Source organism: Salinimicrobium oceani (assembly GCF_012037645.1).
In genome coordinates this window covers 45,944-69,619 of sequence record NZ_JAAVJR010000009.1, presented here as the reverse complement: position 1 = coordinate 69,619, position 23,676 = coordinate 45,944, and the positions used below count along the sequence as shown (strand labels likewise).

18 protein-coding genes are annotated in these 23,676 nt (G+C 41.1%); 8 read left to right on the top strand and 10 right to left on the bottom strand.

Features of this window, described 5'->3' with window-relative positions; all coding sequences use genetic code 11:
- Nucleotides 1–9 precede the first annotated feature (9 nt).
- Complete coding sequence (locus tag HC175_RS13550) at nucleotides 10–1,287, top strand: replication-associated recombination protein A (protein ID WP_168139042.1); 1,278 nt, start codon at nucleotides 10–12, stop codon at nucleotides 1,285–1,287.
- On the opposite strand, the gene HC175_RS13545 is transcribed toward HC175_RS13550, so the two are convergent.
- The 7 genes from HC175_RS13545 to HC175_RS13515 all read right to left on the bottom strand — a co-directional run bounded on the left by HC175_RS13545 (nucleotide 1,284) and on the right by HC175_RS13515 (nucleotide 8,171).
- Nucleotides 1,284–2,111, bottom strand: coding sequence for a hypothetical protein (locus tag HC175_RS13545; RefSeq protein WP_168139041.1), 828 nt, complete (start codon nucleotides 2,109–2,111; stop codon nucleotides 1,284–1,286). The two genes, HC175_RS13550 and HC175_RS13545, sit on opposite strands and share 4 nt — an antisense overlap.
- Nucleotides 2,108–3,505: a DUF5723 family protein gene (locus HC175_RS13540; RefSeq protein ID WP_168139040.1), complete on the bottom strand. Its 1,398-nt coding sequence runs from the start codon at nucleotides 3,503–3,505 to the stop codon at nucleotides 2,108–2,110. The genes HC175_RS13545 and HC175_RS13540 overlap by 4 nt, the downstream gene beginning before the upstream one ends.
- A 2-nt stretch (nucleotides 3,506–3,507) precedes the next feature.
- Nucleotides 3,508–4,011: a hypothetical protein gene (locus tag HC175_RS13535; RefSeq protein WP_168139039.1), complete on the bottom strand. Its 504-nt coding sequence runs from the start codon at nucleotides 4,009–4,011 to the stop codon at nucleotides 3,508–3,510.
- 77 nt (nucleotides 4,012–4,088) lie between these two features.
- Entirely contained in the window at nucleotides 4,089–4,778 is a 690-nt protein-coding gene (locus HC175_RS13530; protein WP_168139038.1) for a YjjG family noncanonical pyrimidine nucleotidase, read from the bottom strand.
- Nucleotides 4,768–5,985: a polysaccharide deacetylase family protein gene (locus tag HC175_RS13525; protein WP_317172149.1), complete on the bottom strand. Its 1,218-nt coding sequence runs from the start codon at nucleotides 5,983–5,985 to the stop codon at nucleotides 4,768–4,770. Before HC175_RS13525 ends, HC175_RS13530 begins: the two co-directional genes overlap by 11 nt.
- 77 nt (nucleotides 5,986–6,062) lie before the next feature.
- Nucleotides 6,063–6,764, bottom strand: a complete 702-nt coding sequence (gene radC, locus HC175_RS13520; protein ID WP_168139036.1) for a RadC family protein — start codon at nucleotides 6,762–6,764, stop codon at nucleotides 6,063–6,065.
- A gap of 51 nt (nucleotides 6,765–6,815) precedes the next feature.
- Nucleotides 6,816–8,171 carry a UDP-N-acetylmuramate--L-alanine ligase gene (locus HC175_RS13515; RefSeq protein WP_168139035.1) on the bottom strand — a complete coding sequence of 452 codons (1,356 nt, stop codon included), beginning with the start codon at nucleotides 8,169–8,171 and terminating at the stop codon, nucleotides 6,816–6,818.
- Nucleotides 8,172–8,523: 352 nt separating this feature from the next.
- Between HC175_RS13515 and HC175_RS13510 the strand changes: the two genes are divergently transcribed.
- The 3 genes from HC175_RS13510 to HC175_RS13500 are packed head-to-tail and all read left to right on the top strand — an operon-like array spanning nucleotide 8,524 to nucleotide 15,983.
- Complete coding sequence (locus tag HC175_RS13510; protein ID WP_168139034.1) at nucleotides 8,524–13,338, top strand: T9SS type B sorting domain-containing protein; 4,815 nt, start codon at nucleotides 8,524–8,526, stop codon at nucleotides 13,336–13,338.
- A 20-nt stretch (nucleotides 13,339–13,358) separates the two neighbouring features.
- On the top strand, nucleotides 13,359–14,297 hold the full coding sequence (locus tag HC175_RS13505; RefSeq protein ID WP_168139033.1) for a PorP/SprF family type IX secretion system membrane protein: 939 nt from the start codon (nucleotides 13,359–13,361) through the stop codon (nucleotides 14,295–14,297).
- 12 nt (nucleotides 14,298–14,309) lie between these two features.
- Nucleotides 14,310–15,983, top strand: a complete 1,674-nt coding sequence (locus tag HC175_RS13500) for an OmpA family protein (RefSeq protein ID WP_168139032.1) — start codon at nucleotides 14,310–14,312, stop codon at nucleotides 15,981–15,983.
- 100 nt (nucleotides 15,984–16,083) lie between these two features.
- Here HC175_RS13500 and HC175_RS13495 read toward each other — a convergent pair whose 3' ends face one another.
- Genes HC175_RS13495 through HC175_RS13485 form a run of 3 tightly spaced genes read right to left on the bottom strand, consistent with a single transcriptional unit; the run spans nucleotide 16,084 to nucleotide 18,814 of the window.
- A complete protein-coding gene (locus tag HC175_RS13495) occupies nucleotides 16,084–16,605 on the bottom strand; it encodes a DUF4136 domain-containing protein (RefSeq protein WP_168139031.1) in 522 nt (173 codons plus the stop codon).
- Nucleotides 16,606–16,665: 60 nt separating this feature from the next.
- Entirely contained in the window at nucleotides 16,666–17,673 is a 1,008-nt protein-coding gene (gene obgE / locus HC175_RS13490) for a GTPase ObgE (protein WP_168139030.1), read from the bottom strand.
- Between the two features lie 31 nt (nucleotides 17,674–17,704).
- Nucleotides 17,705–18,814: an adenylate kinase gene (locus HC175_RS13485; RefSeq protein WP_168139029.1), complete on the bottom strand. Its 1,110-nt coding sequence runs from the start codon at nucleotides 18,812–18,814 to the stop codon at nucleotides 17,705–17,707.
- A 128-nt stretch (nucleotides 18,815–18,942) separates the two neighbouring features.
- On the opposite strand from HC175_RS13485, the gene HC175_RS13480 reads away from it, so the two are divergent.
- The 4 genes from HC175_RS13480 (at nucleotide 18,943) to HC175_RS13465 (ending at nucleotide 23,532) form a co-directional block, all read left to right on the top strand.
- Complete coding sequence (locus tag HC175_RS13480; protein WP_168139028.1) at nucleotides 18,943–20,100, top strand: 5-(carboxyamino)imidazole ribonucleotide synthase; 1,158 nt, start codon at nucleotides 18,943–18,945, stop codon at nucleotides 20,098–20,100.
- Nucleotides 20,101–20,151: 51 nt separating this feature from the next.
- A complete protein-coding gene (purE, locus tag HC175_RS13475) occupies nucleotides 20,152–20,637 on the top strand; it encodes a 5-(carboxyamino)imidazole ribonucleotide mutase (protein WP_168139027.1) in 486 nt (161 codons plus the stop codon).
- Between the two features lie 205 nt (nucleotides 20,638–20,842).
- Nucleotides 20,843–22,876 carry a M3 family metallopeptidase gene (locus HC175_RS13470; RefSeq protein ID WP_168139026.1) on the top strand — a complete coding sequence of 678 codons (2,034 nt, stop codon included), beginning with the start codon at nucleotides 20,843–20,845 and terminating at the stop codon, nucleotides 22,874–22,876.
- Nucleotides 22,877–22,983: 107 nt separating this feature from the next.
- The gene (locus HC175_RS13465; protein WP_168139025.1) at nucleotides 22,984–23,532 is read left to right on the top strand and encodes a sigma-70 family RNA polymerase sigma factor; all 549 of its coding nucleotides are present in this window, start codon (nucleotides 22,984–22,986) and stop codon (nucleotides 23,530–23,532) included.
- Nucleotides 23,533–23,676: the final 144 nt, after the last annotated feature.

Here is a 23,676-nt window from a genome sequence, read left to right as displayed (position 1 = left end):
TTTTACTGCATGAATACACCATTGGCAGAAAGATTACGCCCACGCACACTCGATTCCTATCTAAGTCAGCAACACCTGGTAGGACCTGAAGCTGCCCTGCGAAAACAGATAGAAAAGGACGTTATACCCAGTTTAATTCTCTGGGGGCCTCCCGGCGTGGGTAAAACAACTTTGGCAAACATTATCGCCACCGAATCTGGACGACCCTTTTTCACCCTTAGCGCAATTAGCAGCGGAGTTAAGGATGTACGGGAGGTGATCGAAAAAGCAAAAAAGAGCGATGGCCTGTTTACCACAAAAAATCCTATTCTTTTTATTGATGAAATTCACCGGTTTAGTAAATCTCAACAGGATTCCCTTCTTGGGGCCGTAGAAAAAGGATGGATCACTTTAATTGGTGCGACTACAGAAAATCCGAGTTTTGAGGTTATTCCCGCTCTGCTCTCACGCAGCCAGGTCTATGTCCTCAAGCCTTTCTCTAAAGAAGAACTTATAGCCCTTCTCAAACGGGCCATGACTAAAGACGAGCATCTCTCAAAAAAACTGATTGACCTCAAGGAAACAGAGACCCTGCTTCGTCTTAGTGGAGGAGATGCTCGAAAACTGCTGAACATCTTTGAACTCATAGTCACTTCTGAAGAAACTGAAAAAGTGGTGATCACCAATAAAATGGTTCTTCATAAAGTGCAGCAAAATACCGTTCGATACGATAAGACAGGGGAACAACATTACGATATTATTTCTGCTTTTATTAAATCGATTAGGGGTAGTGATCCTAATGCGGCAGTTTACTGGCTTGCCCGCATGATTGAAGGTGGAGAGGATGTAAAATTCATTGCCCGCCGATTACTTATTCTAGCATCTGAAGATATTGGAAATGCAAATCCTACAGCTTTAATCCTTGCTAATAACACTTTTCAGGCTGTTTCGACGATTGGTTATCCTGAATCACGAATAATTTTGAGCCAGTGCTGCATCTATTTGGCAACTTCTCCAAAATCAAATGCTTCCTATAGGGCCATCAACGAAGCTCAAAGCCTGGTGCGGAAAACCGGCGATCTGCCCGTGCCTCTAGAGATTCGAAATGCACCTACCAAACTTATGAAAGATCTGGGCTATGGTGAAGACTACAAATATGCACACAGTTATGAGAATAATTTCGCTGCAGCCGAATTCCTTCCGAAGGAAATTTCTAACACAACATTATTTCAGCCGGGAAATAATCAGAGAGAACAGGCGCAAAGGGATTTCCTTCACAAAAGATGGAAAGGAAAGTACGGCTATTAAGGCTGAAGTTTATAAATAACCGAAATTAATTGTTGACTGTTAGCATCAAGATATTCTACTACTAAGTTTCCTGAGGTGTCAAAAAAGGCATTTCCAGAGATGTTTTCGGAAGCATAGATAAAATTCTTTCCACCACCAGATTTCAGTAAACTGGCGAATTTCTTTTCACTTCCTTTTTTAAAGAGTTCGTAACCCGAAGGTGTGGATTTAAGTAGGTAATTAATCGAGCCATTTGTAAATGTTTTCCCTGTTGTATTCACATTTTCAACCTCTCCTTCAGTTGGAATCTCCTCCACGGTTTCTTCCAGGGCTTCAACTTCCTTCACGCTAACTACCGGGTCAATGATCACCTCTTGAGCACGCTCTTCAGTAGTTACAGGAGATTTCTTTTCAGGAACTTGTGCTATGCTGGAATCAAATGCGTTTTTTTCAAAACTTTCAAAAGCACTTCTAAGAGCTTCGTGATAGGACGCTTTAAAATTCTTCTCTGCGCTCACCCCGGTTTCTGAAGTATAGACAATTTCATTTTTACAATTCTGCAGCGTAAAGAACAACCTGGATCTAAAAAGCCCTGAATCACTTTTCACATCTGCTTTTAATACATTACAAGGATCTATTCCAGTGGGAATCTCTTCCCTGAACAACACTTGATATCCCTTTTTTTCAAACAAAAAAGCAGTCAGAGCATTGAGCTGATATTGATTCTCCTGCTTCAGAAATTCGTACTTGATCGGAACTTTTATATACTGGTAGGATTCTAAATTTTGCGCCAAAAAGGTAGTAGTAATTCCGAAGCAAAAAAGGAGGCATATTATTTTTTTCATTCTCTTGTAAACAATAACTGGAATCCCAATTGAACAGAGGCATTCCGGGCCTTTGCGAGATTGGTATAATCCAGAAGGTTATCTGCAGCAAGATAAACATTAAAATTAGACAATTTAGCCGAAAGGAGCAGCCCTATATTAGAAAAGGAATATGAGTCGGCTGTAAACGTGACTTTCCCCCGGAAGTTTTCATTAAACGTGCGGTCATAATAAATGGTAGTGGCATAATTAAGGCCTCTTGGTCTTTTCATGGCAAAGAAATGCGCACCAAGGTGGTTATAATACCTCCTTCTTCCCATGGGCCTGTGACAATTACAGGGTTCTGCGTTTTCATAAAAACCAAAATCTACAGAGGCATTGATCTTTAACGGCCGCCAGGTAATATAAGTGTTGGTAAGAGTTTCATCTTTCAAATTTCTATCGAGTTCATCTTCCCATTCATCCCAATAGGAAGGAGAGTTGCTTCCGGGAAAGAGCAACGCAATACCATCGGTTTGATAGCTTCCGTAATACCTGTAATTTTCCACATTTTTGGAATGTCTTATAAAACCAATATCCAGGAGACTCCCCGTCACTCGGTATTGGTCTGATGGATACCAGGTAAAACCCGCGTCCAGCCCGAGACCAAGATTACCTCCCAAAAATGCCCTTTTCCCGATCTTACTCAAGGTCCCGATTCCGGTGACATTTTCTGAATCGAGCAGATCTGCATAACCGGAAGTATTAATGAGAACATCCAGCCCAGTCATATAGTGTCTGTAAAGATTGGGACCCGCCGGCGAAATCTCTGTTCTAAATGAACCACGATTCCCTACGCTGTAAGCATTAAAGACCCCAGAATAGATCTTACCACGAAATCCATAATTAAAATCTTCGGAATAGTAATTTGTAAATCCTATATGAAAAACATTAAGAGCTTCGGCCGTAAACGCGGCATCAGAAAAATTAAAACTTTCACCTATATAGTTTCGGTTACCTTCATAGGTGAGTACGGCTGGATCTTTCGGGAAATAAAGGAAAGCATCAAGCTCCTGGTAAATTCCGGCAGTAAAATATCTTCTCTTCTGGTCCCGCCAACCCAGCGAAAAGATCTCCAGCTGTTGATTGACAGTAAAAAAATCATTGCGATCAAGATTCCCTAAAGATTTCCTGATTCGCTGATTCACATCCCCACCCTTCTGAAAAATATCATACAAACTAATGCCCGACGATCCTGCAGAAAGGTGAATTTGCGAAAGTAGTGGAAAACCTATGTGCATATCAAAGTCTGTCTCCCCCCCAGGATTCAGCATCAGGTTTTGTGGTAAACCATCAAAATTATATAAGAGCTGCTTGTTTTGAGCCGTAGCCGAAAGGGCAATGAACCATATGAACAATAACAGCTTTAATTTCATTCCTAAAAATTGAAATAGTAGAAGCCTCTTGATTCGAGACTTAATTCTCCATCTACAAACGGTCCATTATGCGTTGTTATCTCAATTGAGAGTTTAATGCTTCTTCTAACTTTCCCAATTTGATCTTCGTTTATTATTTCTGTGTAGTCTACGATAGCTGCGGAAGCATCGGTGCCCGCAGGAATAGGGATCAAAAGTTCATGTTGAACAGCATTTCCTTCTGACAAAAACCGGATTACTGCCACGAATTCTCGGTGAAAAGTATTGGTAAATCTGAAGTTAAAATCTGCCCTCACCAGATTATTCTGGATATAGTCGTCATCCAGGAAGTCCAGCCGCGTAACGTCGGCTGCCCTCAATGCATTCTTCCCTGCACCTGTAAAGTCTTCACTTTTAAGTGTAAAATACACAAGATCTATTGCAGCTTCTGGAGGAATGATGATCTCCTCAACCTGGTCAAGGTCCACATCCTTTACACATGAAGTTGCCAAAAGAATGAGGGGCAAAAACAATATTTTGAACCATCCAAATTTTCCAGGCATATATATTTTGTTGTTTGTCAAACGAATAGCCTTAGGGATTATTACAAATACCGTAATAATTCTTTCATCTCAAGTACCTGATGATGGTCTTCCGGAAACTCTCCTTTGTAGTAATTATATAGAATGGCTTCCATACCAAAACCCTTAGCACCTAAGATATCTGCTTCCATGTTATCACCAATCATTATGCTTTCTTCAATTCTGGCAGAAGCGGAATTTAATGCAACTTCGAAAATAGTAGGATGCGGCTTTTTTACCCCCACATCTTCTGAAGTTGTCACAGTTTTAAAATATTTCAAAATTCCTGAACTTTCCATTTTCTTATGCTGCACCTCTTTAAATCCATTAGTAATAATGTGCAGGTCATATAAAGGAAACAGGTATTCAAGAATTTCCACAGTACCATCCAAAAGATGATTGTGATTAGGTAAATGCGCAATATAGTCAACACTTAAAGCCTCGATCGTGGTATTGGACACCTCTATCTTCAAGGCATCGAAGGATTCCTTCAATCTTCCTATTCGAAGATCTTCTTTTGTTACCTTGTCTTGCCGGTAAAGTGCCCAGTAGTTTTCATTTATTGGGGAATAAATTTTTAAAAACTCATTAAGCTCAACATTGATCTCATGCTTTGTAAAGATGGCACCAAAAGCCAGACTGGAATTTTTATCGAAATCCCATAAAGTATGATCAAGATCAAAAAAGATATGTCGGATATTTTTAAACTTCATTTACTAATTTTAAGATGCTATAGTTCCTCTTAGCATTTGAGTATTCAGAAAAATCTGTATTAGAAAAGACGGCAGTGAGATTCCCACCTACCAGCTTGATTTGTCGTTTTATTTCCAGAACCTTATATTCAATTTCAGATTCCTTTAGTTTATTTAGTGCCTCGCTGTTTATGGCGTAAGGGTGTACCAGCAGTGGCGTGGTGATCTCAAAATTAAGATCATAAAAGAAAAATGGAGTGCAGGTTCCTGCCCGAAATCCCAGTGCCTCTGGATAGCCCATTGAAAAATCATTTATAAATTCCAGTTCCACCATATGGTTGTAGGTATCTGGCAGGAGTAAATTATAATGATTATTGATTGCACTCCCAACTGGTCTCTTGATAATATTTTCCAACCTCTTTTTTTCCTCTTTTAAAACCCGGAATTTCTGATTCGCATAATATCCTGGTTGCAGCCCCACCTCGGCATAATCTGCCACAGATTTAATAAGGCTCTGCAGTTCTAACCTGTTGTGGTTAATGTTTCGGTCATAGGTTGAGAAATCACTCACCTGAAACATAAACCTCATGGGCACCTTTTTCTTTTTTAGAAACCTTAGGAGCCGGGAATAAACATCATAAGGATCTTTTTTGAACTTCAGCATGACCTGGAATCGATGCAATACATATTTTGGCTTTAGCTGTAGCAAATCAACCAGCCAACCCAGTACTACCCTTACAATACCCTTTTTTTTGTAGCAGTAAGCCTCGGTCACTGTAACTATAGTATCTGTTTTAAATTGTCTCTGGGGAAAGTCATAGGTGGGAAATCTATCTTTCAAAATTCTTCTGAAATTGTTTGCCCAAATATCGATCACGGGCCTGTCAAGAAAATTTTCCTGAAATGCCAAACTCTCACTTGCCTGAAATCTTCCTACTTTATCTTTTACGTGTGGCAAATATTCTTCATAACGGCTTAGGAGGTAAAAAGAGGCTGCAAAAATATCAAAGGGAAGCGAACTAGCTTCTCCCACCGAAAAGAAGCACGGAATACCGTTCCAATCCTGAACCTTGACTTCAAGATCGCTTATCCCCTGCTCCAACAGAAGATCTACATTCTGAATGAACACCTCATTAGCCAGACTTTGTTTCCCATAAGAAATCTTCATTCCCTCATGTGCAACAAATTCTTCAATTTTTGAAGTGAATCCAACTTTAATGCCTAGCACCTGACTGCAGATATGCTTAAAAGCAAAGGTGATTCGGGGTGTGATTTTTTGAGTGTAAATAAGTAACATACCAGAATTTACAGCAATCCCTCATCAGCAAAACTGAAGTAGGCCTTCTCGGTTATAATAATGTGATCCAATACCTTAATATCCAGACTCTCTCCAGCAGTTTTGAATTTTTGAGTTAGTTGTTTATCGGCCGCACTTGGATTGAGATTCCCCGAAGGATGGTTATGTACAAGAATGGTCGCGGTGGCCCCTAATTGCAGGGCTTGTTTAAAAGCCAGTCTCACATCAACAAGAGTTCCGGTTATTCCACCTTTGCTTAAAGAGTGCCGGTCAATAACTTTATTAGAATTATTCAGGTAGATCACATGAAACTCCTCATGAGGTAATTCTCCAATAACTGGTTGCATAAGTTCGAAGACGGAAGAACTGGAGGAAATCTTTTTCTTTTCCAGGGCATCTTCGATCCTACGTCTGCGCCCAAGTTCTAATGCCGCAACAATGGTAAGCGCTTTTGCCTCCCCTATTCCTTTATTGGTCATTAGGTCTTTTACTGTTAACCTGCCCAGCTCATTAAGATTATTCCCTGCTTTCCCCAAAACTTTCTGGCACAATTCCACAGCACTTTCGTTCCGACTTCCTGAGCCAATCAAAATTGCCAATAACTCGGCATTAGACAGAACTTCACGCCCCTTTTGAAGCAGTTTTTCCCTTGGTCTATCACCCTCTGCCCAGTTTTTTATTGTAAACGAGGTGCTTTTCTCTGAATTCATTTTCCGAATTTCTTTAAAGATAAGAAAAGGAAGTAATTCATAAAGACATCATCACTTCAGCCATTCCTTAATTTCATCAAAATTCAATCCTCCGTAATTTCCGCTACTCATGAGCAGTACCACTTGGTTGTCATATTCCTGCTCTTTTAGAAAATTTTGAAAATCTTCGGAATTTGTATGAACTATCAAATCTTCCCTATTGAAGCAGTCGAAAATTTGCTCCCTGCTTATAGGATCCAGTCTTTTATTCTCAACAGCTTCAGGAGAAAAGAAAACAACTGCCTTATCTGCGGCAGCAAGAGCATCCTTATATTCCTTAAGAAATTCGGCATTTAAACTACTATATGTGTGCAACTCAAGGCAGGCAAGAAATTTCTTGGTTGGATATTGCTCCTTTACCGCCTGTGTAGTTGCTTTCACTTTCGAAGGACTATGCGCAAAATCTTTATAGACCACAGTTTGGTTAGATTCTGCAATTTTTTCAAGCCTTTTAGAGGCTCCTTTAAAAGAAGCAATAGCTTCATAGAAATCCTCTTCATCTATACCCATGTGCTGACAAATCCATTTTGCACCAGCAAGGTTTTGGAGATTATGAGCTCCAAAAACTGCAACTGGCATGTCCCCCTCTGGTGTGTTCAAAAAGGTCTTTTCACTTTCCACATGAAAATCGGGCGTCTTATATGGATGCTTTCTAATCGTATTGCTGGTCTCTTCAACTAACTTTTTAAGATGTGGATCTTCTTCGTTATATACTAGTATTCCCCCTTTTACAATGGAATCGATGAAGATCCTGAACTGATCAAGGTACTCCTCGAAGGTTGGAAATACATTTATGTGATCCCAGGCTACACCTGTTAACAGTGCAATGTTAGGCTTGTAGAGGTGGAATTTTGGCCTGCGGTCTATAGGTGATGACAAATACTCATCTCCTTCCAATACCACAAAATCATTATCTTCTGTAAGCTTCACCATAGTATCGAAGCCTTCTAGCTGTGCTCCTACCATGAAGTCTACCTCTCTCTGATGATAATGCATTACATGTAGTATCATGGAAGTAACGGTGGTTTTTCCATGGGAGCCCCCTATGACCACTCTTGTCTTTTCTTTTGATTGTTCAAAAAGAAATTCTGGATATGAAAATATAGGAATCCCGATTGCTTTTGCTGCAAGTAGCTCGGGATTATCTTCACGCGCATGCATTCCTAAAATTACGGCATCGACAGCAGTGCTTATTTTTTCAGGAAACCATCCAAACTCTTTTGGCAGTAAATCATTTTTAGCGAGTCTGGACCTGGAGGGTTCATAGATCATGTCATCGCTTCCCGTAATCTTATATCCTTTTTGGTGCAGAGCTAATGCTAAGTTGTGCATAGCACTGCCTCCTATGGCGATAAAATGTATGTGCATTTTAAAATTTTTAGTAAAGATAAATTTTATGCAGAAGGCGGTTTACGGAAACTTAAAAAAAAGAAGGAAAAATTTGTAACAAAAAGTAAACTAATAGGTCCAACTGTGAGTAAATCTTTCCGACGAAAGACATGTTTAACAATTCAGATGTAAAAAAAATCCTAAAAATGTTTTATTAACAAAAAAATTGTACTTTTAACGCTCCCTACTTCAACGAATTATACAGCCTCTGCGCTGCGCCCCCTTGGACTCCATACTTAACAGGAGTTTAAGTTTTAATATGAATGTTTAATTTATATTTGAACCGAAAAAACCTTTAATGAAAATCGATTTAATTTAACACTTTGAGCCTATGCGAATTTTTACTCTGGGTAAAAATGGAATACCATTATTCTTTTTTGCCTTATTTTTATTTAGCGGAACTTACACTTATGGGCAAAATTGCCCAACTGTAGTAGATGAAGACGCTGGTACAGCGGGAAATCAACAAACCGTCTGTTACCTTGCAACTGTTGCTGATCTACAAGCAACGGCAAATGGGGATGATATTGCCTGGTATAGGAATTCCACAGCAACTAACCCAATACCTGCTAATGAACTTCTGGAAAATTCCACTTATTATGCAGGAAACGTTTCTGGAACTTGTGATTCAAGACAAGCGGTAGCTGTAACAGTAATTAATCTTGGAGCTCCAACTCCTGCCTTCGGATCATTTTTCCAACCTTGTGAATATAGTACAAGTGACGTGAGTACTGTCCAGGACCTTATCAACACTGTTGATCCTGACAGTCCAGATTATATTCTTGAAGTTTTTACAGAGGAATTTTCCGGAACTGCATTAGCTTCTACTGAAGAATTAGTAGCCGGAATGAATTATTATGTGGGACAAAGGGATCCTGATGCTAGTCCTAGCTGCCCTTCTACTCGTGTAGCTATTCAGTATTCCCCGGTATTAGCTGTAGCACCTACCGCAGATGCAGTTCAGACATTCTGCTCCGGAGCTACAGTAGCTGATCTTCAGGCCCAGGCCACAAGCGCTAATACACAGGCTTTCAGATGGTACAGCACAGCAACATCAAATCCTGCTCTTTCTTCATCTAGTCCTTTGGTGGACGGAGAAACTTACTTTGTAAGTCAAATAGTCAACCGCACCGGCTCCACCCAGCCCCCTTGTGAAAGTCAGGATAGGTTTGCGGTAACAGTAACAGTTAATAGTCCACTTATTGAAGAAACTCAACGTTTCTGTGAATCAATTGGAGAAGGTAATAACTTTAGAAAACCAGAAGTTCAGGATTTATCTCCTGCCGGAGATTGGTATGCTGATGACACATTCACCACAGCTCTTGATCCCAATACAGAATTAGTTGACGGAGCTCAATACTACCAAAGAGGATCTCAAGAGTGTGAGGTGCTAGTTGTGACGGCAGACTTCTTCCCGACCCCAAATGCAGGAAGTACGACTCAAGTTTCTTTCTGTGAAAATGACGCACCTGTTAACCTTGTTGATGAGATAAATGATTCTCAATTAGGAGCGCCAGACCAAACTGGTTATTTCAGTCCAGCTCTTTCTTCGGGAACTAATCAGTTCAATCCTGCAGATTATGAACCAGGATCTTACACTTTTACATATACAGTAGAAGGAAATGCTGACTGCCCAACTGATACCTCACAGATAACAGTCACTGTTCTTGATGGTCCGAATGCAGGCGCCGACATTAATGAAGAAATTTGTTCTGCCGAATTAGAAAATTCTCAGACCCTCATTAATGAATTTTCTGCTTACCTAAGTGGAAGGGACCAAAATGGTACATTTGACGATAATCTTACACCAGTAGTTGAAACCTACGATTTGGAATCGTTGGGAGCTGCTATCTTAGCTCGATCTCAGCTTTACCAACCTAACGGTGTCGGTTCTTTTTCTTACACTTATACGGTGGCTGATGGAGAAACTGGTTGTGTTGATTCTGCCACCATTGATGTTGAAATCTTGCAATCTCCTGATGCAGGGGAAGGTGTAACTATTTATCTCGAAGATCGAGATGATTCAGTTATTGATCTTTTAGCAGAACTTGGAAATCCAATAGGTGGAACATGGGACACAGGAGATGGAACCTTTGATCCAACAAATGATGCCACTCCTGCTTCATTTACTTATTCCGTAACATCTGACAATGGATGTACCTCAAGTGCAACTGTTGCAATATTTGCAATGCAAGAAGATTGCCCTGAGGTATTTGAACCAACACAGAGATTTTGTGCTTCGATTGGAGAAGGCAACAATTTTGATCGACCTAGAGTGAAGAACCTTGATCCTACAACTGCCACCTGGTATTCAACCGTAGATGGAACTGAAGCCTTAGACCCAAATACCTTACTTTCTAATGGCGCTGTTTATTACGCAGGAAATCCAGATGGAAATTGTACAAACAGAGCTTCTGTAACAGTAGAAATTTTTGACACTCCTAACGCCGGAGCAACAACCACTGTTAATGTCTGCTCAAATGCACCTGAATTTAATCTATTTGACAGGATACGTCCATCTCAATTAGGAGCACCTCAAGAATCCGGATATTTTACACGCGGCGGCCAAAGAGTCTTAGAAGATCACATTTTTGATCCGGCAGAATGGGAAGCAGGATCTTTCACTTTTAAGTACATCGTAGAAGGAAACGATGATTGTCCTACTGACGATACCACTGTATACGTGAATGTTGCAGCAACACCAAATGCGGGTACTAGTCTTACAATTAATTTGGAAGATCGTGATGATTCAGTTATTGATTTATTAGCTGAACTTGGAGGAGATACAGGAGGAAACTGGAATGCAGGAAATGGAACATTTGATCCAAGCTCCGATGAAACCCCAGCTTCATTCACTTATTCCATCACAGCCAATGGTTGTACTGATACTGCAACTGTTAGGATCATTGCATCCTCAGCCGAAAATTGTCCTGTAGTTACAGAGCCAGAACAAAGATTTTGCGCTTCAATTGGAGAGGGTAATAACTTTAGACAACCAAATGTTTCAGATCTGCAACCAGCTAATGCTACCTGGTTTGCAACTGCGAATTCTTCAGAACCACTTCCTTCAACAACTACCCTAGTTGACGGAGAAGATTATTTTGCTGGAAATTCTACAGGAGATTGTGAAAACAGAGATTCTGTTACTGTGGAGATTTTTGACACTCCTAATGCTGGAAGCACAACAACTATAAATGTATGTTCTAATGCAACAAATTTTAATCTTGTTTCCAGAATTCAACCTTCTCTTTTAGGTGCACCTCAAACTACTGGTTATTTTACAAGAGGTGATCAAAGAGTATTGGAGGATCATATTTTTGATCCGGCAGAATGGGGAACGGGATCTTATACATTCAAGTACAATGTAGAAGGAAATGACGACTGTCCTTCAGACGACACGACAGTTTATGTCAACGTTACAGAAGCAGCATACGCAGGTGCAAGTCTTACAATTAATCTAGAAGACCGTGATGATTCAATTATTGATCTTTTAGCAGAACTTGATGGTGACACCGGGGGAACATGGAACACAGGTGATGGTACTTTCGACCCTACTTCAGACACACCGGGATCATTCACCTATTCTATTACAGCTAATGGATGTACAGACACAGCTACTGTGACTATTGTCGCCTCAACAGTTGTTGAATGTCCTGAAGTGACTCAGTCAGAACAAGCTTTCTGTGAATCCATTGAAACTGGTAATAACTTTAGACGCCCCAGAGTATCTGATCTTTTACCTGCTAATGCTGTTTGGTATGCCACCGCTGATAGTAATGAGGCTCTACCATCCACAACAGTACTGGTAGATGGAGAAACCTATTTTGCAGGAAATGCGAATGGAACCTGTGAAAACAGAGATGGTGTTACAGTAACGCTTGATGATTCACCTAATGCAGGAGCTACCACGCAGGTCACCTTTTGTGCGAATGGAGATGTTGTGGACCTGGTATCTTTTATAAAACCTTCAATTTTAGGAGCCCCAGATGCAGGCGGAACCTTTACTCCCGCACTTGCAAGTGGAACTACTATGTTCAACCCTGCTGAAGACGCACCTGGAACCTACACATATAGAGTTGAAAGTACTAACGACGTATGCCCTGCAGACTCAGCGGTTATTACTATCTCTTTTACTGAGGCACCTAGCGCAGGAACAGATGTTGAGCTTTCTTTCTGTATTTCTGAAGGTGAGCAAAACCTTTTTGATTTCCTTCCTGACGGAGTATCTGGTACTGGTAGTTTTGAAGGATTAACAGATGGATTATTCACCCCTTCTGAAACTGGAGAATTTGAGATAGAGTATACAGTGACTGCGTCAGGGACTTGTGAGGGAACAAGCACAGCAAGATATACGATCACAGTAGATGATAACCCAGCCACTCCAACCGTTTCCAACTTTGATGGATGTGTTGTTGAAGCTGCTACCGTTGCCGATCTTGATATCACTGTTGAGGAAGGAAACACCTTTACAGTATTCTCAGATGAAGAAAGAGACACTCCAGTAGCAGAAACAGAAGTATTGGTTGAAGGAACATATTACGTTACTCAAACCAACGCTGCAGGATGTGAGTCTGAAGATGCAGCCACTATAACTGTAACACTTTCAGATAGTGATGCTCCTACTCTTTCTACTAACGGAAATGTTTTCTGTGAATTTGACGGCGCTACAATTGCCGACCTTCAGGAGAATATCACTGGAACAGGAAGTATCACCTGGTACTCTACGGCAACAGGAACTCAAACCGTTCCTCAGTCGACTGTACTACAGAACAACACCACATACTACGCGGCATCTACAGATGCAACCTCTGGATGTGAAAGTTCTGAAAGGCTTCCAGTAACTGTTACTCTTGAAGTTTGTGAAATAGTGATACCTGAAGCCTTCTCTCCTAATGGAGACCAGATGAACGATACGTTTGTTATAGCTAACGTTTCTTCAGAATATCCAAACCACAGACTTGAGATCTACAATAGATGGGGAGAACCAGTGTTTGTAGGAAAAGGAGAAAATCCTGGTTGGGATGGAGTTTCAACTGAAGGATCTTTAGGAAGCGGAGTACTACCTGCAGGTGTCTATTTTTACATCCTGTATTTCAACGACGGACAAACCGCACCTACTCAAGGTAGATTGTACTTAAGCAGATAATTTTGAAATATTCGAAACACATGAGAAATTCATTTATAAAAATTTTTACAGTTGTTTGTATTACCCTTTTTTCACTAAAGGGTAATGCACAACAAGATCCAATGTATACTCAGTATATGTATAACATGAGCGTGATCAATCCCGCTTATGCAATAGATGATCTGGGCATGCTAAACGTTGGTGGCCTCTACAGGAACCAATGGGCCGGATTGGACGGAGCTCCAGAAACAGCAAACTTCTTTGCCCATACTGGGCTTAGTGAGAGGCTGGAAGCTGGTATCTCTATTGTTCATGACGAGATTGGCGATATCGTTAAAGAAAATAACCTTTATGCAGATGTAGCCTATGTACTCCCTGTGTCTGAAACTTCAAAATTATCTTTTGGAGTAAAAGCCGGAGTTACCTTCTTTGATGCAGATCTTTCAAAACTTAGAACAGCCACTCCAAATGATCCTGCGATGCAGAACATCAGTGAAGCATTTCCTAACTTCGGTGTAGGTGCCTACTGGTTTGGTGACAAATACTATCTTGGTCTTTCTGCTCCAAACATTTTTACTTCTAAGCACCTTGAAAACGAAACCGGACTTGCGCGTCTGGGAGAGGAAAATATCCACTACTTCCTAACTGGAGGGTATGTATTCGACCTTAACCCAAACCTGAAGTTAAAACCTGCTTTTATGGCACGTGCCGTAGAGGGGGCTCCGCTTTCAGTTGATGTAACAGCAAACTTCCTTCTATACAATCGTTTTGAAGCTGGAGTTGCATACCGTTTTGATGAAACTGTGAGTGGGCTCGTGAATTTCAGAGTAACGCCAGAGCTTCGTATTGGTTATGCTTATGATTATACCACAGGAAACCTGGGTGATTTTAACGATGGTACTCACGAGATCATGGTTTTATTTGACCTCGACCTGCTAGGCCTTTCTAAAGGTTATAACGTATCCCCAAGATTCTTCTAAAACCTAAGACACATGAAAAAACTTTATACCATACTTTTCACGATCCTTGTTGGATTCTCGGCTTTTGCCCAGAGTTCACAGATAAAAAAAGCCGATAGGCTCTTTAACCAAAGAGCCTTTATGGATGCTTCTGAAGAATACCGTTTGGTACAGGATAAGGATCAGAAAGTGCTACAAAATCTTGCCGATTCCTATTTCTTTACAAACAGAATGGGCAATGCGGCTGAAACTTACAGACTGCTATTCCTAAGAAATGAAGGCAACATTGCACCCGAATATAAATTCAGGTTTGCCCATGCCCTTCGCGCAACAGGAGAACATGAAGAAGCAGATAAATACCTAAGCGAATACCTCGGAAAAGAAGTGAATTTCGAAGAGTGGTCTACTAAAATGGATACTACAGTATCTCATACGTACACTACAAATCAGGTAATGCAAAATGCTGCATCATCCGATTTCGGAATTACCTTTATGGGAGATCGCATTGTTTTCGCTTCTACCCGTAACCAGGACAGACCTATCTATGCGTGGAATAAAAAACCATATTTGGATCTTTACGTGGCCGATATTGATGATGAAGGAAAATTAAGCAACATTGCACTTTTCAATGACAAGATCAATACCGATACTCACGAGAGTTCTGCCGCCTTTTCAAGAGACGGTAAAACCATGTACTTTGATCGTACTAACTCCAGGAGAGTGAAAGTAGAATGGTCTGAAGTTCCTGTAGCAACTATTAGAATCTATCGTGCAGAACTAGTCGATGGTCAATGGACAAATATTGAAGCTTTACCTTTTACCAGTGACCAATTCTCTACAGAACATCCTACTTTGAGTGCAGATGGCTCAACACTTTATTTTGCAAGTGATATGCCTGGCTCATTAGGTTCATTCGATATCTACAGTGTAGCTGTAAATGAAGATGGTACTTTTGGAGAACCTGTGAATCTTGGGTCCAATGTGAACACAGCAAATCGTGAGCAATTCCCATACATCGCCAATGATGGTACGCTTTACTTTACTTCAGATGGGCATGTAGGTTTTGGAAATCTTGATATCTTCAAGAGTGAACAGAATAATGGTACTTTTGGAATGGCTCAAAACTTAGGTAATACCATTAACAGTGAGTTTGATGATTTCGCCTTTGTATTAAAAGAAGGAGAAGAAAAAGGATACCTTGCTTCCAACAGAAGAGGTTCTGACAATCTTTACGCCTTCTCAAGAGAAGAGTATACACCTCCGGTACTTCCAAAAGAAATTAGCGAGATCAACCCCGACACAGGAAGAAGACAAATTGCCGGTGTAGGTAACATCTATTTTGATTTTGATAAAGCTACAATTAAGGCTGAATCTGAACCAACTCTAAACAAGGTAGCGGAGATCATGAAGAACTTCCCTACTCTTAGGATCGAGATAGGTTCTCATGCGGATGCCCGCGGAAGCGATTCCTATAACATGAAACTTTCTCAAAGAAGAGCTGAAGCAACTCTTGAGTACCTAGTTAATAAAGGAATCGACAGAAGCAGACTTACTGCGATTGGATTTGGGGAGACCAAACCTCTTAACGATTGTACAAAACCAACGGGCTGTACAAACGAGCAATATGCAAGAAACAGAAGAAGTGAATTTACAGAGGTTACTGGTGGAACAAATACCACAACCCCTGAGGAATCTACAGGAAACTAACCAGTGATCTGCTCCTCGAGCAGATGCTGCTAGCTAACCAACCAAGAAAAGGCCCCGAGGAATCGGGGCCTTTTTATTTTCCAAAAAAAGTAATTTGAAATCACCTTTTTGGAGGGTAGGCATTTAATGCTTCTTTTACGATTTTATCAAAGCGATTTTGGCGCTCCTCTGGAGATGCATTAAAATTAAATTTGCTGTCCACCACTGCCTGCCACACTAAGGCATCTGTAGAAACATCAATTAGATCGAAGGTAAGACGTAAGAAGGTCTCAGGGCCTCCAAGAGGGATTCCTCCGCTCACTCCCACCCCAACATTTCTACCAGTACCACCCACACCAACACCTAATGTATTCCTGCTTTGTTCCTGATATTGTTCGGTATAAATATTGAGGTAAAGGTCAGGAGAGGAGGATGCAAAAAGTTCTCTTTCAGAAAGAATTTTTTCAACGCTCTTCAACAGCCGATCTTCATCCAGCTGACTTAGTCCCGACCGTAATTCGGGGTAAATTCCAATAGACTTGTAAGACGGGAAATTTGCCTGTTCATCATAATCATATACAGCTCTCGTGCTATTGCAGGAGGCGCAAAATAGGATCAGACAAAGGATTTTTAGGATCTTCATATGAGGTGTTTTTCCTAAATTTAGAGAAAACACAGCTCATAACTGAGAGATTAACATGAATTAAACAGCCTCCCTGTTGAGCATTTCCCAGAGCTTATCCTTTAGCTCAGTAAGGCCCTGTTGGGCTACAGAAGAAATAAAAAGATATGGAGTATCCAGGTCCTGATCTAGCTCAGCCTTCAGCTCGTCCTTTAATTCCCGGTCAAGCATATCACTTTTGGAAATCGCTACAAGCCTGTCTTTATCGAGCATTTCTGGATTATACCTTCTTAACTCATCAACAAGGATCTCGTATTGTTTTTTAATGTTTTTGGCATCTGCCGGAATAAGAAACAACAGCGTGGAATTACGTTCTATATGTCTTAAGAAACGATGTCCAATTCCTTTGCCTTCAGCAGCTCCTTCAATGATTCCAGGAATATCGGCTACTACAAAAGTTTTGAAATCGCGGTATTCTACAATCCCCAGGTTTGGTTTTAGGGTGGTAAACTCATAATCTGCAATCTTAGGCTTGGCAGCTGTGATCACAGAAAGTAAAGTGGATTTACCAGCATTTGGAAAACCAACCAGTCCTACATCAGCTAAGATCTTTAATTCAAGAGTGATGTCGTGTTCCTCTCCAGGAATGCCAGGTTGCGCATAGCGTGGAGTCTGATTTGTAGAAGATTTAAAGTGCCAGTTACCCAGGCCTCCCTTCCCACCTTCAGCTACCACGATTTCCTGGCCATCTTCTGTGATCTCGTGCAGGATCTGTTGAGTTTCCGTATCTCGAATAACAGTTCCCAGGGGAACATCTATGTATTGATCTTCCCCATCGGCGCCAGTACTTCTTTGCTTGCTCCCATGTTCTCCATGACCAGCTTTGATATGGCGTTTAAATTTCAAATGGAATAATGTCCAAAGATTTTTATTGCCTTTAAGGATCACGTGACCTCCGCGACCACCGTCGCCACCATCTGGTCCACCCTTAGCCACATATTTTTCCCTGTGTAAGTGGGCAGATCCCTTTCCTCCATTTCCGGAAGAGACATGGATCTTCACGTAATCAACAAAATTTCCTTCAGTCATATTTTTCTTTTAATCGGGAGAAGAAGTGAATTTAAACCAGTTGGTCTATAACTTCTTTTAAACGGCTGGTGATCTCCTGAATGGATCCAACCCCGTCTACGCCATAATATTTATCTTCTTTCAGGTAAAACTGCTTTAAGATAGCAGTTTCTTCGTAATAAACCTTGATTCGCTTGCGAATTACCAGCTCATTAGCATCATCTGGTCTTCCAGAAGTCTTTCCGCGTTCCAGTAAACGTTGCACAAGAATTTCATCATCTACTTCAAGTGCGATCATAGCGCTCACTTGTGTTCCTTCCTCATTTAAAAATTCCTCAAGCGCTTCGGCCTGTGCAACGGTACGGGGAAAACCGTCAAAGATGAACCCATTTCCTTCGGAAGCCTGACGCACTTCTGCCTTCAGCATTTCTATAGTCACGGTATCGGGCACCAACTGACCTTTATCCATGTAGGCTTTAGCCAGTTTTCCTAAATCGGTTTCATTTTTAATATTGAACCTAAAAACGTCTCCTGTAGAAATATGTTTGAGATTATAGTGATCTTTAAGAATGGTTGCCTGGGTCCCTTTTCCTGCTCCGGGAGGTCCAAACAGCACTAAATTGGTCATTTTACTCTTTTTAAGTTTATACACCTGGGTAAGATTTCTTCCCAGCCCGTTGTAATCTAATCCGTATCCTACAATGAAGTCATTAGGAATTTCCATGCCTACATAATCAATATGCAGATCTTTTTTATAAGATGCAGGCTTGTAAAACAAGGTCGCGATCTTATACTGGTTCACTTCTTCTTTCTTCAGAATCCTGTCAATACTCTCCAAAGTATTTCCAGTATCGACAATATCTTCTATCACCACCACATTCCGGCCTTTTAAAGGCGCTGTTAAGCCCATAAGTGACTCAACATTTCCAGTGGTACCCGTGCCTTCGTATGAACTCAGTTTCACAAAATTCACTTCACAATCTCCCTTGAACCTTTTTATTAATTCGGCCGCAAAAAGAAATGCGCCGTTTAAAACTCCTAGAAAAACAGGATTTTTATCTCCGAATTCGACATTGATCTGCGCAGCCACTTTTTCAATGCCTGTGTTGATCTCTTCTTCAGATATAAAAGGTGTAAATTGTAGATCGTGTAATTGTACCAAAACAAAAATATTTTTGGGAAGCAAAGATACATATTCCAATCAACTCGAAAGGTGCTCCCTGCGCATTTCTAAATGAATCTTGCGGCATTTCAGAATTTTAAAATTATTTTTGCTGAAATACCGCAGAAATGACCAACTACTTTTCTTCAAATTTCACTCTCGGAATTCTGGGTGGAGGCCAATTAGGAAAAATGCTGCTTTATGAAACTCGTAAATACGACATTAGAACTCTTGTTCTCGATCCTAGTGCTGAAGCTCCCTGCCGCATTTCCTGTGACGAATTTGTTCAGGGCGACCTCATGAATTTTGAAACAGTTGTCAACTTCGGAAGAAAAGCCGATGTCCTTACTTTTGAAATTGAAGGCGTTAACATAGAAGCACTCGAGCAATTGGAACAGGAAGGCAAAAAAGTTTTTCCTTCTTCAAAGACCTTGAGGCATATTCAAAATAAGGGTGTGCAGAAGGATTTTTACCAAAGTCATGACATACCAACTGCTGCTTACCAAAAATACCCTTCAAAAAAGGCATTTTTGGAAGGTCTTCAAAAAGGTGAAATTTCACTTCCTTTAGTTTGGAAGAGCACTCAAGGTGGCTACGACGGAAAGGGAGTCTCAGTGGTTAGAACCACCGAAACAGCCGAAAATTTACCCGAAACGCCCTGTATAGCAGAAACCCTGATACCGTTCAAGAATGAATTAGCGGTAATCGTGGCACGAAATCCTTCAGGAGAGGTAAAAACTTATCCCGTGGTGGAGATGGAATTTCATCCGGAGGCCAATCAGGTAGAGTATGTGATCTGTCCGGCCCGTATTGAAAATTCAGTAGCAGAAAAAGCCCGAAAAGTGGCCGAAAAAGTTTCCGAAGCTTATGAACATGTCGGGTTGCTGGCGGTAGAAATGTTTCAGACCCACGAAGATGAAATTTTGGTGAACGAAGTAGCACCGAGACCGCACAACAGCGGGCATTACAGCATTGAAGGCGCATACACCAACCAATTTGAGCAGCATTTGAGAGCTATTCTCGACCTGCCCCTGGGAGCCACCGAAAGTAAGGTGGGCGGAGTGATGGTGAATCTTGTTGGCGAAGAAGGTTTTACAGGTGAGGTGGTGTATGAAAATATTACTGCGATTCTTCAACTCAAAGGAGTGACTCCTCACATCTACGGAAAAAAGATCACCCGCCCTTTTAGAAAAATGGGCCATGTTACCATTGTAAATGCCAATCTTGCTGAAGCGAGAAAGATCGCCGAAGAAGTTAAAAAGACCATTAGAGTAATTAGTAAATGATCAAACAGGCCTCAAAGCTTTGAACAAGCTTTGAGGTTTAAATCTTGAAATATGAGTAAAATCGGAATTATTATGGGCAGCACCAGCGATTTGCCGGTAATGCAGGAAGCAATTGACATCCTGGCAACTTTTGGAATTGAAACTGAAGTCGACATAGTTTCTGCCCACCGCACCCCCGATAAGCTCTTTGATTACGGTAAGAATGCGCATTTACGGGACATCAGTGTCATCATTGCAGGTGCTGGCGGCGCAGCGCATCTCCCGGGAATGATCGCTTCTCTTTCGCCATTACCTGTAATTGGAGTACCCGTTAAGTCGAGTAATTCCATAGATGGCTGGGATTCTGTACTCTCCATTTTGCAAATGCCAGGAGGAGTACCTGTAGCCACAGTTGCTCTGAATGGTGCGAAAAATGCAGGCATTCTCGCTGCCCAAATTCTTGGCAGCTCTTCCCCTGAAATACTTCAAAAAGTTGTAGATTACAAAGAAAGCCTGAAGCAAAAAGTAGAAGAAGGCGCAAAGAATATAAAAAAGTAAAGCCACGCTCTCGCGTGGCTTTGAAGTAGCATTTTGTTGTTTTAATAGTATTTATTAACCATTCTAAATATATTAATCAAAAACCTAAAAGCTACTGTCTTTAATGTTTTTCGAAATGTGAAGTAAAGAAGAATTTTAGAATTATCCCAATCTTTTCTAAATATTCAGTTAAATAACTTCGATTTCAGGCAAAATAAAATAGAATATGAAACAGGGAAATCCACTTTTGGAGCCGTTCGATACTGCTCCTTTCATGAAGATAAAAACGGAACACTATAAACCTGCAATTGAGCAAGCCATTGAACTCGCCCGAAAAGATATCGCAGAGATCACCGCTGCAACTGAAGCTCCAACTTTTGAAAACACTATTGAAAAGCTGGAATTTGCGGGAGAAAAGCTTGATCGCATTACAAGTATTTTCTTTAACATAAATTCAGCCGAAACGAATGATGAGATCCAGAAGCTGGCACAGGAGATCTCTCCTGCACTTACAGATTTCAAGAACGACGTCATTCAAAATGCTGAGCTTTTTAAGAGAGTAAAAGAAGTTTACCTTACAAAGGATGCCCTAGACCTAAACGTTGAGCAACAAACACTGCTTGATAAAAAGTACAAAATGTTCACGCGTAATGGAGCAAACCTCAGCGCAGAACAAAAGCAGGAATTGAGGGCATTGGATAAAAAACTTGCAGCTTTGAGCCTCAATTTTGGAGAAAATGTCCTTGCAGAGACCAATAAATACGAACTCCATATTACAAATGAGAGGGACCTGGAAGGCTTACCCAAAGGAGTAAAAACTGCAGCCAGGATGCTGGCCAAAGAAAAAAACAAAGAAGGCTGGATCTTCAATCTTCATTATCCCAGCTATATTCCTTTTATGAAGTATGCAAAAAAAAGGGAGTTGCGAAAAGAGCTGGCCATTGCTTTTGGCGCAAAGGGTTTCCATGGAGATCAATTGGACAATAGAGAGAACGTTCTTCAAATAGTAAAATTACGCCACCAAAAAGCTAATCTACTAGGCTACCCCACTTACGCACATTATAAACTGGAGGAGCGAATGGCAGAAACCCCCGAAAAAGTAAATTCTTTTATGGAGGAGCTTCTGGAAAAGGCAAAGCCTGCGGCCGAAAAGGAATTTAAAGAATTAGAAGCTTTTGCCAGAGATCTGGACCAGATCGACCAGCTGCAAAAATGGGATGCAGCTTATTACTCTGAAAAACTGAAACAAAAACTTTTTGATTTCGACGACGAGCAGCTGAAACCATATTTTGAGCTCAATAACGTGATCAACGGTGTGTTCTTAGTGGCAGAAAAACTGTACGGCCTAAAATTTCAGCAGGTTTTTGAGGTAGAAGTTTATCATCCTGAAGTAACCACTTATACCGTGACTAATGAAGACGGGAAGGAGATCGCTTTATTTTATGCCGACTTCCATCCTCGGGAAGGAAAACGCGGTGGCGCCTGGATGACCTCTTATAAATCTCAATACCGGCAGAATGGGCAGGACGAGCGCCCGCACATATCTATTGTTTGTAATTTTACGAAACCTACAGACGAGGAACCATCTCTTCTCACTTTCAATGAAGTCACTACGCTTTTTCACGAATTTGGTCATGCCCTCCACGGGATGCTCGCAAATACTACTTATCCAAGCACTTCGGGGACCAATGTTTACTGGGATTTCGTCGAATTACCGAGTCAGGTACTGGAAAACTGGTGCTATGAGAAGGAAGCACTTAAACTCTTTGCCAAACATTTTGAGACCGGCGAAGTGATTCCAGATGAACTCATTCAAAAGATCAAAGAATCGGCTACCTTTCATGAGGGTATGGCTACTTTAAGGCAACTAAGCTTCGGAATGCTCGATATGAGCTGGCATGGGCAGGATCCTTCAGGAATTGAAGATGTGAAGGCCCATGAAGAGAAAGCTTTTGAATCAACGCAGCTTTATCCTGAAGTTAAGGAAAACTGCATGAGCACCTCTTTCTCACATATTTTCCAGGGTGGCTATGCTGCTGGTTATTACTCGTACAAATGGGCTGAAGTTCTGGATGCCGATGCGTTTGAATTCTTTACTGAAAATGGCATTTTTGACAGTGAAACAGCTCGAAAATTTAGGGATACCGTTCTTTCACAGGGAGGCACAGAGCATCCTTTGGTGCTGTACAAACGCTTCAGAGGGAGAGAAGCTGCCCCGGAAGCCTTACTGAGACGCGCAGGTTTACTTCCGAAGAATTGACCGTCTGGGACTTTGCTCCTTCCGCAGGGAAAGGAAAAGCTTTAGTGAAACTTGAGAAAGTATTAACTAAATCTTTTCCTATTTTTGAGTGACGCCAACTGCCACAGATGAAAGAGAGCCTGAATCCAGATAAATGGGTTGACCGCTATGCAGACTACCTGTTCAACTACAGCATCTCCAGAGTAAATGATCGGGAGGTGGCAAACGATCTTGTTTCTGAAACTTTTTTGGCAGGATTAAAATCCATGAAGAATTTTAAAGGCGAAGCATCAGAAAGAACCTGGCTCATCTCCATACTTAAAAGGAAGATCATTGACCATTATAGAAAGATCAATTCTTCCAAAGGCCAGGCGGAGGTAAAGATGAATTTCCCCGATAGCGAAAAAGAAGGCGACTGGCTGGAGGAACGAGTTGCAGACCTCTCAGACATGACTGCCGAAGACCGGATGGAAAACAGGGAATTGGGATTAGCAATTCTGGAATGCCTTGACCAGCTCAATGAAAAGCAGGCAGCGATCTTTAAAATGAAAACTATTGATGGTATAGATACCGATACCATTTGTAATGAATTTAATATAAGTCCGTCTAACCTTTGGGTGATCATTCACAGAGCCAGAACATCTCTGGCAAAGTGCCTGGAGAAAAACTGGTTCTAAACATGAAAGGAATATCAATAATGAAGTTAAGTTGTGCAGAGGCAGCCAGCCTTTGTACCAAAGCCGAATATAAGGAGGCAAATCTTCAGGAAAAGTTGAGACTTAAGCTTCATCTATTTTTTTGTAATACCTGTAAGGCATATC